The sequence below is a fragment of the Streptomyces sp. NPDC058674 genome, assembly GCF_042716505.1.
Lineage (GTDB): Bacteria > Actinomycetota > Actinomycetes > Streptomycetales > Streptomycetaceae > Streptomyces.
On record NZ_JBHXSC010000020.1, the window covers coordinates 63,912 to 77,072 of the forward strand.

Annotated in this window: 11 protein-coding genes; 8 read left to right on the forward strand and 3 right to left on the reverse strand. The window is 72.9% G+C overall.

What is annotated here, in order from left to right; translation table 11 throughout:
- Positions 1-143 precede the first annotated feature (143 nt).
- Positions 144-1,202, reverse strand: coding sequence for a hypothetical protein (locus ACFWU6_RS13445; RefSeq protein ID WP_383980878.1), 1,059 nt, complete (start codon positions 1,200-1,202; stop codon positions 144-146).
- 245 nt (positions 1,203-1,447) lie between these two features.
- Between ACFWU6_RS13445 and deoC the strand changes: the two genes are divergently transcribed.
- Genes deoC through ACFWU6_RS13460 form a run of 3 tightly spaced genes read left to right on the forward strand, consistent with a single transcriptional unit; the run spans position 1,448 to position 4,741 of the window.
- Positions 1,448-2,410: a deoxyribose-phosphate aldolase gene (gene deoC / locus ACFWU6_RS13450; protein ID WP_383807383.1), complete on the forward strand. Its 963-nt coding sequence runs from the start codon at positions 1,448-1,450 to the stop codon at positions 2,408-2,410.
- 5 nt (positions 2,411-2,415) lie between these two features.
- A complete protein-coding gene (locus ACFWU6_RS13455) occupies positions 2,416-3,852 on the forward strand; it encodes an aldehyde dehydrogenase family protein (RefSeq protein ID WP_383980880.1) in 1,437 nt (478 codons plus the stop codon).
- Entirely contained in the window at positions 3,845-4,741 is an 897-nt protein-coding gene (locus tag ACFWU6_RS13460) for an aldehyde dehydrogenase family protein (RefSeq protein ID WP_383807306.1), read from the forward strand. The genes ACFWU6_RS13455 and ACFWU6_RS13460 overlap by 8 nt, the downstream gene beginning before the upstream one ends.
- 109 nt (positions 4,742-4,850) lie before the next feature.
- Here the strand turns inward: ACFWU6_RS13460 and ACFWU6_RS13465 are convergent, their stop codons facing one another.
- Entirely contained in the window at positions 4,851-5,201 is a 351-nt protein-coding gene (locus ACFWU6_RS13465) for a hypothetical protein (RefSeq protein ID WP_383807303.1), read from the reverse strand.
- A 54-nt stretch (positions 5,202-5,255) separates the two neighbouring features.
- Between ACFWU6_RS13465 and ACFWU6_RS13470 the strand changes: the two genes are divergently transcribed.
- Complete coding sequence (locus ACFWU6_RS13470) at positions 5,256-5,972, forward strand: uridine kinase (RefSeq protein WP_383807380.1); 717 nt, start codon at positions 5,256-5,258, stop codon at positions 5,970-5,972.
- A 261-nt stretch (positions 5,973-6,233) separates the two neighbouring features.
- Here ACFWU6_RS13470 and ACFWU6_RS13475 read toward each other — a convergent pair whose 3' ends face one another.
- Entirely contained in the window at positions 6,234-7,118 is an 885-nt protein-coding gene (locus ACFWU6_RS13475) for a hypothetical protein (RefSeq protein WP_383980882.1), read from the reverse strand.
- 436 nt (positions 7,119-7,554) lie between these two features.
- Between ACFWU6_RS13475 and ACFWU6_RS13480 the strand changes: the two genes are divergently transcribed.
- From ACFWU6_RS13480 to ACFWU6_RS13495, 4 genes are read left to right on the forward strand one after another with little or no spacing between them, the layout of a single operon-like run.
- The gene (locus tag ACFWU6_RS13480) at positions 7,555-9,813 is read left to right on the forward strand and encodes a HAMP domain-containing protein (RefSeq protein ID WP_383980900.1); all 2,259 of its coding nucleotides are present in this window, start codon (positions 7,555-7,557) and stop codon (positions 9,811-9,813) included.
- Between the two features lie 6 nt (positions 9,814-9,819).
- A complete protein-coding gene (gene pgsB, locus ACFWU6_RS13485; protein WP_383980884.1) occupies positions 9,820-11,415 on the forward strand; it encodes a poly-gamma-glutamate synthase PgsB in 1,596 nt (531 codons plus the stop codon).
- Complete coding sequence (locus tag ACFWU6_RS13490; protein WP_030009641.1) at positions 11,412-11,894, forward strand: poly-gamma-glutamate biosynthesis protein PgsC/CapC; 483 nt, start codon at positions 11,412-11,414, stop codon at positions 11,892-11,894. The genes pgsB and ACFWU6_RS13490 overlap by 4 nt, the downstream gene beginning before the upstream one ends.
- 42 nt (positions 11,895-11,936) lie before the next feature.
- A complete protein-coding gene (locus ACFWU6_RS13495) occupies positions 11,937-13,007 on the forward strand; it encodes a C40 family peptidase (RefSeq protein ID WP_383807293.1) in 1,071 nt (356 codons plus the stop codon).
- Positions 13,008-13,161: the final 154 nt, after the last annotated feature.

Genomic DNA, 13,161 nt, shown 5'->3' on the forward strand with positions numbered 1-13,161 from the left:
TCGGGGCGGCGGCGTGGTGGGCGGCGGGGTGCAGGCCGGGTCGGGGGGTGTCCTGGGGGGGGCTCGGGCACCGGCCGGGGGCGGCCCACCGAGGAGGTGGCCCGCCGCAGGAGAACGGGGAGGAAGGGCCGGGGCGGGGTGCCTCAGCCCTGGGTGCGGGCGCGGCGGCGCAGGGCGAAGGCGGTGCCCAGACCCGCGAGGACCGCGAGGAGGCCACCGGCCGACGCGGCGGCGGCGGAGCCGACGCCCTCCTCGGCGGCGATCTCGGCGCCCGCGGCGACCCCGCCCCGGGGGATGACCGAGGTCTGGCCGGCCGTCTGCGCCCTCGGGGCGGCGGCGGCAGGGACGGCAGGGGCGGCGGTGGTGGCGGCAGGGACGGCAGGGGCGGCAGGGGCGGCGGCGCTCGGCTTCGCGGAGGGCGCGGCGGACGGCTTGGTGAGGGGCCCGTTCGGCTGCGGGGCCTCGGTGCCCTTCGTGAGGGCGTGGTCGAAGCGGCAGCCCTTGGGGAGCGCGGGGAAGGCTGCGGTCTCGAAGGCGTACTGCCCGCCGGGGGTCGCGTACTCGAAGAGCGGCTCGGCCGAGCTCGCGTTCAGGATGCGGGCCACGGTCCGGTCGCCCGCGGCCAGCGTGGGGTTCGTGCGGGTCAGCTTCTTGTACGCGCCGTGGGTGACGCCGTCCACCAGCTGCACCTGCGGCCCCGCGGGGGTGGTCGTCAGGTCGGCCAGCAGCGTGCCGCCGACGCCCAGCCGGACGGTCGTGGAAACGCACTCGGCGCCCTGCCCCCCGCCCGCCGAGGACTTCGGCAGCGGGTGGGACGTGGTGGTGCCGGAGGCGGTGGCGGTGACCTTGAGCACCGGGGCAGCGGTCTTCGCGCCGACGAGCTCCAGGTCCAGGCCGTTCACGGTGCCGGAGAGGTGGCTGCGGTCCAGCACGGTCATGACGCGGACCATGTGGACGTCGCCCGGCTTCCAGTCCTTGCCGACGGCGCGAATCCAGGCCTCCGGGCCCTCGGCGCCGTTGCGCAGCACCGCGACCAGGCCCTCGCCGATGTAGACCGGCGTCCCGGTGTAGCGGTCGGCAGCGGCGCCCGGGGCGGCCGCCGCGCTCTGCGGGGCGGCGGTGGCGAACGCGGTGCCGGTGGGGGCGAGGAGGGCTCCGGCGAGGACGGCGGTGGCGATGGAGGCACGGAGGGCGGTACGCATAACGACTCCTGAAGGCGAGGTCTCGGAAGGGTGGAGGAGAGTCGCATGCCGCGTTTTTCTCAGTCGGGTCGAAGTCCGGAGGAGTGTCTGGCGGGCTGCTGGTACGAAATCTATTGATCTTGTGCGGGTGGATGATCCGCTTCCTGTCATGGCCGCGTAACAGGAGCGGAGGTGTCGATTGCGCACCGGAAGCGGGGGAGGGGGTGACAGGTCGCTACGCGCGTAGATATGCTCAGGTGGTGACCATGCCCACCACCCTCACCGCATTCGCTGACGTGACGACGTCCGACAGTGCGCTGCGCCGCTTCCTGCACGGGCTGCCCGGCGTCGACGCTGTCGGCCTGGAGGCCCGCGCGGCCGCCCTCGGCACCCGTTCGATCAAGACGACGGCCAAGGCGTACGCCATCGACCTGGCCATCTCGATGATCGACCTGACGACCCTGGAAGGCGCGGACACCCCGGGCAAGGTCCGGGCGCTCTCCGCCAAGGCCGTCATCCCCGATCCGACCGACCGCACGACCCCGACGACGGCCGCCGTCTGCGTGTACCCCGACATGGTGGCCACCGCCAAGGCGGCGCTGAACGGCGCCGACGTCAAGGTGGCCTCCGTCGCCACCGCCTTCCCGGCCGGCCGCGCCGCCCTGCCCGTGAAGCTCGCGGACACCCGCGACGCGGTCGCCGCCGGCGCTGACGAGATCGACATGGTCATCGACCGTGGCGCCTTCCTCGCGGGCCGCTACCTCGACACGTACGAGCTGATCAGGGCCGTGAAGGAGGCGTGCGTCCGTCCCGACGGCAGCGCCGCCCGGCTCAAGGTCATCTTCGAGACCGGCGAGCTGTCGACGTACGACAACATCCGCCGCGCCTCCTGGATCGGCATGATGGCCGGAGCCGACTTCATCAAGACGTCGACCGGCAAGGTCGGGGTGAACGCCACCCCCGCCAACACCCTGCTGATGCTCGAAGCCGTCCGCGACTTCCGTGCGCAGACCGGCGTCCAGATCGGCGTGAAGCCGGCCGGCGGCATCCGCACCACCAAGGACGCGGTCAAGTTCCTGGTCCTGGTCAACGAGACCGTGGGCGAGGACTGGCTGAGCAACCACTGGTTCCGCTTCGGCGCCTCCAGCCTGCTCAACGACCTGTTGATGCAGCGCCAGAAGCTGAGCACCGGCCGTTACTCCGGTCCCGACTACGTGACGGTGGACTGATCACCATGGCATCTGTATTCGAGTACGCACCGGCTCCCGAGTCCCGCTCGGTGGTCGACATCGCCCCCTCCTACGGGCTCTTCATCGACGGCGAGTTCACCGAGGCCGCCGACGGCAAGGTCTTCAAGACCGTGTCGCCGTCGTCCGAGGAGGTCCTCTCCGAGGTCGCCCGGGCGGGCGCCGCCGATGTGGACCGCGCCGTCAAGGCCGCCCGCAAGGCCTTCGAGAAGTGGTCCGCGCTGCCGGGCTCCGAGCGTGCCAAGTACCTCTTCCGCATCGCCCGGATCATCCAGGAGCGCAGCCGCGAGCTGGCCGTCCTGGAGACCCTGGACAACGGCAAGCCGATCCGGGAGACCCGCGACGCGGACCTCCCGCTCGTCGCCGCGCACTTCTTCTACTACGCGGGCTGGGCCGACAAGCTCGACCACGCGGGCTACGGCGCGAACCCGCGCCCGCTCGGCGTGGCCGGCCAGGTCATCCCGTGGAACTTCCCGCTGCTGATGCTCGCCTGGAAGATCGCCCCGGCGCTCGCCACCGGCAACACGGTCGTCCTCAAGCCCGCCGAGACCACGCCCCTGTCGGCGCTGTTCTTCGCCGACATCTGCCGTCAGGCCGGCCTGCCCAAGGGCGTCGTCAACATCCTGACCGGATACGGCGACGCGGGCGCGGCCCTCGTCGAGCACCCGGACGTGAACAAGGTCGCCTTCACCGGCTCTACGGCCGTGGGCAAGAAGATCGCCCGCCACGTCGCCGGCACCGACAAGAAGGTCACCCTGGAGCTGGGCGGCAAGGGCGCCAACATCGTCTTCGACGACGCCCCGATCGACCAGGCCGTCGAGGGCATCGTCACCGGCATCTTCTTCAACCAGGGCCAGGTCTGCTGCGCGGGCTCGCGCCTGCTGGTCCAGGAGTCGATCCACGACGAGCTGCTGGACTCCCTCAAGCGCCGCCTGTCCACGCTGCGCCTGGGCGACCCGCTCGACAAGAACACCGACATCGGCGCGATCAACTCCGCCGAGCAGCTCGCCCGGATCACCGCGCTCGCGGAGACCGGCGAGGCCGAGGGCGCCGAGCGCTGGTCCCCGGAGTGCGAGCTGCCGTCCGCGGGCTACTGGTTCGCCCCGACGCTCTTCACCAACGTCACCCAGGCGCACACCGTCGCGCGGGACGAGATCTTCGGCCCGGTGCTGTCCGTGCTGACCTTCCGTACGCCCGACGAGGCCGTCGCGAAGGCCAACAACAGCCAGTACGGCCTCTCCGCCGGCATCTGGACGGAGAAGGGCTCGCGCATCCTCGCGGTCGCGGGCAAGCTCCGCGCGGGCGTCGTCTGGGCCAACACGTTCAACAAGTTCGACCCGACCTCGCCCTTCGGCGGCTACAAGGAGTCGGGCTTCGGGCGCGAAGGCGGCCGTCACGGCCTGGAGGGGTACCTCGATGTCTGAGTCGTCGACGCGTCTGAGTGTCTTCAAGACCTACAAGCTGTACGTCGGGGGCAAGTTCCCCCGTTCCGAGAGCGGCCGGGTGTACGAAGTGACGGACTCCAAGGGCAAGTGGCTGGCCAACGCCCCGCTGTCCTCCCGCAAGGACGCCCGTGACGCGGTCGTCGCCGCCCGCAAGGCGTTCGGCGGCTGGTCGGGCGCGACCGCGTACAACCGCGGCCAGGTCCTCTACCGCGTCGCCGAGATGCTGGAGGGCCGCCGCGAGCAGTTCGTCCGCGAGGTCGCCGAGGCGGAGGGCCTGTCCAAGTCCAAGGCGGGCGCCGTCGTGGACGCGGCCGTCGACCGCTGGGTCTGGTACGCGGGCTGGACCGACAAGATCGGCCAGATCACCGGTGGTGCCAACCCGGTCGCCGGCCCGTTCTTCAACCTCTCCACCCCGGAGCCGACCGGCGTGGTCACGGTCGTGGCCCCGCAGGACTCGTCCTTCCTCGGCCTGATCTCGGTCGTCGCCCCGGTCATCGCGACCGGCAACACGGCCGTCGTGATCGCCTCGGAGAGGGCGCCGCTGCCCGCGCTGTCGCTGGGCGAGGTGCTGGCCACCTCCGACCTGCCGGGCGGCGTGGTCAACATCCTGTCCGGCAAGGCTGCCGAGATGGGTCCGCACCTCGCCTCCCACCAGGACGTCAACGCGATCGACCTGGCCGGAGCCGGTGCGGAGCTGGCGAAGGAACTGGAGATCGCCGCGGCCGACAACCTCAAGCGCGTGCTGCGTCCACAGCCTGTGGACGACTGGAGCGCCGATCCGGGCACCTCGCGCATGACCGCGTTCCTGGAGACCAAGACGGTCTGGCACCCGACGGGTTCGCTGGGCGCGGGCGGGTCCTCGTACTAGCGGGCGGGTCCTCGCACGAGAGACCCCTCACGAACCGGCCCCGGCAGCGTCCCCCGCGCTGCCGGGGCCTTCGCGTGCGTGCCCCGGCCCCTGCGCGTGTCCCGTGCCGCTACGTCCGGGGGAGCGCCGGACCGAGCAGCGAGGTCACGGCCGCGGTGGGCAGCTCGCCGACCGACGGCCCCTGGGTCAGGATGCCGGTGACCATGCCAGTGCCGACGGACGGGAAGTCCGCGACCTTGGTGGCCACGCCGTTGTCGAGGGGGTCCACCCCGGTGTGCGCGAGCGGGTTCACCTTGAGGTTCGCCACCGGGTCGGCGACCCCGGCCAGGGCCGCCGGTACGGACAGCTCACCGGCCTGGGCGCCTCCGGCGGCCATGGCCAGGGCCGCACCGGCCATGGAGACGGTCAGGCCCGCGGCGCGGAGCCGGTTCGGGGTGGAGGGGGCTGCGTGACGTGCCATGGGAATCCCGCCTGAGGTCGTGGTCGCGTGCGCACGCAGCGTAGTTGAGGTGTGATCCTCGATACCAACCGGCCACCGGGAGGATCCCCTACCCGGGGGAATGGTTCAGACTGGTGTCCCGTGAGCTCCTCCTCCTCTTCGCCGACCCGAGTCGTCCTGCTGACCGGTCCGTCGGGCTCCGGAAAATCCTCGCTGGCCGCCCGCTCAGGGCTGCCCGTGCTGCGCCTCGACGACTTCTACAAGGAGGGCGACGACCCCACCCTCCCTCTGGTCGACGGCAGCTCCGACATCGACTGGGACTCCCCGGCCTCCTGGGACGCGGACGCGGCCGTCGCCGCGATTGCCGAACTGTGCGCCGCGGGACGGACGGACGTCCCGGTGTACGACCTCGCGACCAGCGCGCGCACGGGCACCGAAACCCTGGACATCGTCCGCTCCCCGCACACCCCGCTGTTCATCGCGGAGGGCATCTTCGCCGCCGACATCGCGACCCGCTGCCGCCAACTGGGCCTGCTCGCGGACGCCATATGCCTGCGGGGGCGCCCCTCGACCACCTTCCGGCGGCGTCTCGCCCGCGACCTGCGGGAGGGCCGCAAGTCCGTGCCGTTCCTGCTGCGCCGGGGCTGGCGGCTGATGCGGGCGGAGCGGGGCATCGTGGCCCGGCACACCGCGCTCGGCGCGCACGCCTGCGCCCGCGACGAGGCCCTGGGCCGGCTGGCCGCCGCGGCGGCGGGGCGCCACCGCACGACGGCGCCGGCAGGGGTCGCCTGAGCTTCGGACATTTTTTCGGCTTCTTCTGAACGGAGCCGTTTACGCCCGCCGTTTCGGGAAACGAGCGTTCCAGCGGGCCAGTACGACCCCCCCCTGTCGGAGAAGCCCGCCCGGTGGCGAGCCGTACGCATGCACCATCCCCCCCGGGGCATGCGTACGGCCCACCTTCCCCCACCCTTCATCCCCGCCCCACCCCGGTCCGCCCTAGTCCGGCCGCCGGTGGGCCCGGTCGTGCCGGTCGTGCCGCCCGCCCGGCCGCCGTCAGCGGCGGGACCAGCGGTCCGTCAGAGTGGTGATCGCGGCCGCTGCCCGGTCGAGGCCCTCGTCGTCGCCCCGGAGCGTCTTGTTCAGCTCGACGTGCAGGAAGCCGGACCGCCGGTCGGCGGCGGTCCGCCCCTGTTCGTTCTCCCGGCCGGCGAGCTTGCACCGCGCCGAGTACGCCGTGCAGACGTCGAGGTCGTCGCGCCGCAGGGCGGCCGTCAACCGCTCCGCGTCCGCCAGGGCGCTGTCGCCCGCGCCCGTGGAGACCACCGCGTCCCGCCCGCGGAACGACTCGTCGGCGAACCCGTGCAGCTGGACCCCCGGCAGTTTCCGCCGGACCAGCTCCTCCACCACGCCGTGGAAGACCGAGTCCTCGCGGTGCGCCACGTCCGCGGCGCCGCCCTCGCCCGCGTCGCGGTGGGCCCCGGCGAGCACCAGCACCCCGCCGGGCGCGCCGCGCAGCACCCGTACGCCCAGGAGCTCGGTGCGGGCGTCGGCGACGGGGTGGGGGACCTGCACCGACCAGCGCACGGGCCGGTCGAGATCGACGTAGACGCGGCCCCAGCCGCGGGCGGTGTGGCCCGATTCACTCGCCCCGTCCGCCACCTCGGCGTACCGGCGTCCGCCGGCGGCGTCCGTGACGGTGCGGAGGGTGAAGTCGATCTCGGCCAGGCCGGCCCGCGCCGCTTCCGTGTCACCGTCGAGCAGGTGGGCGAAGGCCTTGGTGAACGCCTGCCGTTCGCCGTCCGTGGGGGTGCGGTACCCGCCGCGCCCGACGAACCCCGAGGTGAAGCGGGCGATCCGCTGCTCCAGGTCGGTGCCTGAGGACGGCCGGGGTGCGGGGGCCGCGGGGCGGGCCTGCGACACGTCTCCCGGGCCGATCACCGAAAGCACCAAAATGGCGCAAAGCGCAAGGAACGCGCCGCACAGAACCGCAATCGTTATTCGCCTGGTCCGTGGAGCACTCATAGTCATATGAAAATATCGGAGTGATCCCCTCCGGTACCTCTTCCTCCGCTTTTCGGTTCGGCCCGCCCGCCCCCGTGCCCGGATTTCTCCCGGCCCGCCGCGGCGCGTTCGGACTGCGCAGAGCCGTACCGGCCGCCGGGAACACCCCCGCGACGACCCGCCCCGCCGGGCGGAGCGGCCCGCCCTGACCTGACGCGCCGAGGCCCCGCGGCGCGCCCGCGCGCCCACCCCCCCCGTACCCCCAGATCAGCACACTCCCTCGGCCGCACCGGCTCCAGGACAGAACGAAGAGGAGCCCGCGTTGGCCGCGTCGCGATCGGAGCGGCGGCACCGGACCCGCCGCCGGGCCGACATGTCGTTGCTGGGCGGCATCCGGCCGCCCATCGCCGCCCTGTCCGCCCTGCTGCTGGCCCTGGCCGCCCTCACCGCGTTCCAGCTCGGCCACGTGGGCAAGGAGACCGTACCGCCGGCCGTCCTCACCTCGCAGCAGCACTTCGCGGAGGACGGCGCCATCGCCCTGCGCGCCTCCCTGGACGAGAGCATTACGGACATCGGCAGGACCGCCTCCCTGTTCAGCTCCGGCGAACCGGTCTCCCCCGACTCCGTCCTCGACAAGCTCGGCAGCGTCTACCAGAAGTGGCGCGGCACGGCCGTGATCGAGATCAAGTCGGGGCGCCTGCAGGCGCAGCGCGGGGAGAACCTCCCGCTGACCGCCCTCGACCTGACGCAGCTGAACGGCCCGTCCGGCCTCGCCCCCCGCATGGTCCGGCTGGAGAACGGCGAGACCCGCCTCCTCACCCTGGCCCTGCTGTCCTGGCCCGACCGCCCCCAGCAGCTCCTGGTCGCCTCCAGCAGCCTGAAGGTCCCGGGCGTCAGCCTGGGCAGGTCCCGTGCCATCGCCGTCCTCGACGCATCCGGACAGGTCCTCGGCAGCGACGGCATCGGCGGCTCCGAGCAGGAGAGGAAGCAGCTCGGGAAGTTCGCGAAGACCGTCGCGCGGAAGTCCGCCCAGCACCCCCTCCAGGCCAAGGAGCCCGGCTCCGGCGGCTTCGCCGGCGTCAGCGGCAGCCTGCTCGGCGACTCCAGGTCCGGCCACCGCTCCGTGGCCGGATACGCGAAGCTCACCGGCGCACAGCCCGGTGTGGGCACCGACGCGACCGCGCTGGGCCTCACCGTCGTCTCGTTCGTCGGCGTCGCCGAGGAGCGCTCCGCCGTCGTCGACTCCTTCTTCTGGATCGCCGCCGCCGGCGCCCTGCTCGTCCTCGGCGCGCTCGCCGTGGCCCTGCTCGTGGTGACCGTGCAGCGCCCCCTGCTCCGGCTGTTCCTGGAGAGCCGCCGGATCGGCCGCGGCGACCTGAACCGTCCGGTCACCGTGCCGAAGTACGGGGAGACCGCCCGCATCGGCGCCGCCCTCGACCGGCTGCGCCGCCAGCTCCTCGGCGAGGCCGGAGCGGAAGCCGCCGGCCCCCGTACCGGCCGCCGCGCACGGATCGGGACCCGCGCGCTCCTCGCGGTGTGCGGGATTCTGCTGCTGGTGTGGTCGGCGCCGCTCCTGCTGGCCCTCAACCGCGCGGGGGCCTCCGTGCAGGTGCCCCGCACGATCGTCGACGACCAGCGCGAACGCACCGACACCCTGGCCGACCGGGTGCGCCGCGCCCTCAACGAGGGACACGCCGACCTCACCTCCGTCGCCTCCGCCATCAGCGACAGGACCTCCGCCGCCGAGATGACGAAGGTGCTGGAGCACACCCGGGCCCAGCACGGACGCTACGAGTCCCTCTACGTCCTGAAGGCCGACGGCACCGTCCTGGCCCGCGCCGGGGGCAAGCCCCGCCACCCCGGCGGCAAGGGCCCCTCGCAGCAGGCCGTGACCCTCGTCGACAGCGGCAACCAGCCGGTCATCACCGAGTACGCCGAGGCACCCGGCCTGGGCGGTGCGGCCGTGGTCGGCGAACTGCGCATCGACTTCCTCAACGCCCTGCTCAAGCGGCCGGGTCTGGGCGAGGTGCGCGTCGTCGACGCCGAGCACCGGGTGGTCGGCGGCAACAACGGCTACCTGGCCTTCACACCGCTCTCGGACGCCAAGCTCGACGCCCTGGTGACCGCCGCCAACGAGAAGGCGCCCGCGGACGGGAAGGACGCCGCGGACGGGAAGGCGGACAAGGGCCCGCGCCCGCGAAGCGCCCTGCTCCGCGACGGCGGCGTCACCATCGCCGCCGCGGCGCCGATGACCGGCGGAGGCGTGGCCCAGGCCCTGGACTGGACCGTCGTCACCTGGCAGCCGGCCAAGGGCCTGGAGATCCCCGCCTACACCGCGCAGAACCGCACCGTGCTCGCCGGACTGCTCGGCCTCACGGGCGCGGCGGCCTGCCTCGGCTGGATGCACATCATCGTCGTACGACCGCTGCGCGCCCTCGCCGACCGCGCGGAGGCACTCGCCGACGGCGACCGCCGCACCGTCGTCTACCCGACCCACCACGACGAGGTCGGCGCCGTCACCCGCAGCCTGGAAGTCATCCGCCTGCAGCTGCTGGAGCAGCGCAAGCGGGAGGCCGCCGGCGGCGCCGCCGGCCGGACGCCCGGCCGTGCCACCCCGGCCGGAAGGAACTGATCCACCGTGCTCTTCCTCTACTGCGTGCTGCTCGTCTGCTGTCTGGTCATGCTCGTCGCGGGCATCGTCGAGCAGCGGCGGCACTACGCCAACCTCGCGCACATACCGAACCGGGTGCTGGTCAACGGCATCCGCGGCAAGAGCTCCATCACCCGGCTGTGCGCGGGAGCGCTGCGCGGCGGCGGACTGCTGACGGTCGCCAAGACCACCGGCACCGCGGCCCGCTTCATCCACCCGGACGCCACCGAGGAGCCCGTCTACCGCAAGTTCGGCATCGCCAACGTCGTCGAACAGATCGGCATCGTCCGGCGCGCCGCCGCCTACCGGCCGCACGCGCTGGTCATGGAGTGCATGGCGGTCATGCCCGCGCTCCAGGAGATCAACCAGTCGAAGCTGATCCAGTCGACCATCGGCGTGCTGTGCAACGTCCGCGAGGACCACGTCGCCGAGATGGGCCCCACCCTCGACGACATCGCACGCTCCCTGTCGCGCTCGATGCCGCACGGCGGAATCTGCGTCACCGCCGAGAAGGAGCGCTTCCACGTCCTCCAGGAGGAGGCCGACGCGAGGAACTGCACGCTCGTCTACGCGGACCCCGACACCGTCAGCGACGAAGAGCTGCGCGGCTTCAGCTGGTTCACCTTCAAGGAGAACGTCGCCATCGCGCTCACCGTCGCCGACCTCCTCGGCGTCGACCGCGAGACCGCCCTCCAGGGGATGTACGACGCCCCGCCGGACCCGGGCGTGCTCTCCGTCGAGCGGTACGTGGCCCCCGGCGGCAAGCGGGTGCGCTTCGCCAACGTCTTCGCCGCCAACGACCCCGAGTCGACGCTGATGAACATCAACCAGCTCCTCGACCTCGGCGCCGTCGACCGCCCCCTCAACGTGGTGATCAACTGCCGCCCCGACCGCGTCGAGCGCAACGGCCAGATGGGCTCGATCATCCCCGACCTGATGCCCGACAAGGTCTTCGTGATCGGGCACCCGGCCAAGAGCGCCATCGACGCGATCCCGGCCGAGTGGCGCGGACGCGCCGTCGACCTCGGCGGCGACCAGCGCGACGGCGGAGAGTTCATGAACGAACTGCTCGGCCACCTCGGCGAGAGCTCCTCCCTCGTGGCCATCGGCAACATCCACGGGCAGGGCGAGATCCTCCTGGAACACCTCGCGGAACTCCCCGGCTTCGAGGAGGAGTCCGAGGAGCCCGAGGAGGGCGCCCCGGACCGCGAGCGCGCCGAGCCCCGGCAGGCCGCGCCCGCACAGCCGCTGTACGCCACCCACCTCGACCCGTACGCGGACCTCACCGCGGCCCAGGAGGCCCGCTTCACGCAGCCCCCCGTACCGCGGCAGTACGTCCACCCGCCGCAGCAGCCGCAGGCCCCGTACCCGCCGCAGCAGCCGCAGGCTCCGTACCCGCCGCAGCAGCCGCAGGCTCCGTACCCGCCGCAGCCGCAGGCTCCGTACCCGCCGCAGCAGCCGCAGGCCCGGCAGCCGCAGGGCGGCCCGCACCCGCCGCAGGCGTCGTACGAGCAGCCCTGGCCGCCCCACCCGCACGAGCCCCACCCGAACCCGCGGTGGCAGAGTCCAGGAGAACCCCGTTGATCCCCGCAGTCCTCACCCCCGAGATCGCCGCGATCGGCATCGCGCTGGGCCTGCTGTTCTCCCTGCTCTGCTACCTGACGACGAACCTCTCGCCCGGCGGCATGATCACGCCCGGCTGGCTCGCCCTCACCCTCATCGAGGACCTCCAGCGCGCGGCGCTCGTCGTCGGCATCACCGCCCTGACGTACGCGCTCACCCTCGTCACCCAGAAGTTCGTCATCCTCTACGGCAAGCGCCTGTTCGCGGCCGTCGTCCTCATCGGAGTGCTCCTCCAGGCCACGGTGGTCATCGTGCTCCAGATGAAGTTCCCCCTGCTGTACGCGAACCAGACCCTCGGCTTCATCGTCCCCGGACTGATCGCCTACCAGCTCGTCCGCCAGCCCAAGGGCGCCACGCTGCTCGCCACCGGGTCCGCGACGCTCATGACGTACGTCGTCCTGACCTCGGGCATCCTGCTCGGCTTCATGCCGCACGCCTGACCGACGCCACGCCCGATCACCCGCACCGCCCGGAGCGCACCGATGACCGCCAAGCCCGCCCGCCGCACCCGCCCCGTCCTGCACGCCGCCGTCGTGGCGCTCCTGCTGGCCGCCAGCGCGTACTTCACCTACGAGCTGCGCAAGGAGGAGCAGGCCCAGGCCCCCGAGGTGCTGCGCGTCACCGACCGGGTGCAGAAGGGCGGCGGCCAGGAGGGCGCCCAGAAGTGGGACCGGCTGAAGAACCCGGAGCGCTCGGTCCTGCGGGGTGCGGACGGAGCCGTCCTCGCCACCTTCACGGACGGCGCGCGCACCGCGTCGCTCACCGGCAAGAGCCGCACCTTCACCGAGCCGGCCACCACCCGGACCCGCGTCGTCACCGACAACTGGGTGCGCCTCCTGCCGGAGAGCTGGCGCAACGGCGCCGAGCGCGAGCAGTGGTTCCAGGACTGGTTCAAGAAGTACTACGGCAGCGAGGAGGACGACCTCTTCGCGGTCGCCTTCCAGTACGGGGACCAGGCGCCGGCCAAGAAGGACGCCGCCGGCCTCCAGTACGCGGGCGACGCGGCCTTCGGGCCGCTCAACCCGAAGGGCTCCGCGGGCAGCGACCTCCGCCTGGAGCAGTCGGACTTCTACGACTACCTGGGCACCCCCTACACCTTCCGCAACGGCACCACGGAACAGCCGGAGAAGGCCAAGCTCCGGTCCCTGGACTGCTCCGGCTTCATCCGCACGGTCTTCGGCTACCGCGGCCGCTTCCCGCTGATGGCCTCCGACACGGGCGGCAACGGACTCCCGCGCACCGCCAACGGCATGGCCCGCTCGAAGACCGGCGTGGACATCCTGCCCCTCAAGGGCGTCGCCCCGCAGGACCGGCCGGCCTCGACCGACGTCCTCCAGCCGGGCGACCTGGTCTTCTTCAAGCTCGACGCGCGCTCGGGCGAGCGGCTGGACCACACCGGCATGTACCTCGGCAACGACACCGACGGGCACAAGATCTTCATTTCGAGCCGCGAGGAGGCCAACGGCCCCACCATCGGCGACAAGGGCGGCGCCTCCCGCCTCGACGGCAACGGTTACTACGCCGCCGCCCTGCGGAGCGCCAAGCGGCTGTGACCCGCGCCGCCCCGGACGTGCGAGAGGGCGGGATCGTGGGGGCCCCCCGCCCCCCCCAACCCCCCCCCCCCCCCCCCCCCCCCCCCCCCCCCCCCCCCGGACCCCCCCCCCCCCCCCCCGGGGGGGGGGGGGGGGCCAACCCCCCCCCAACACC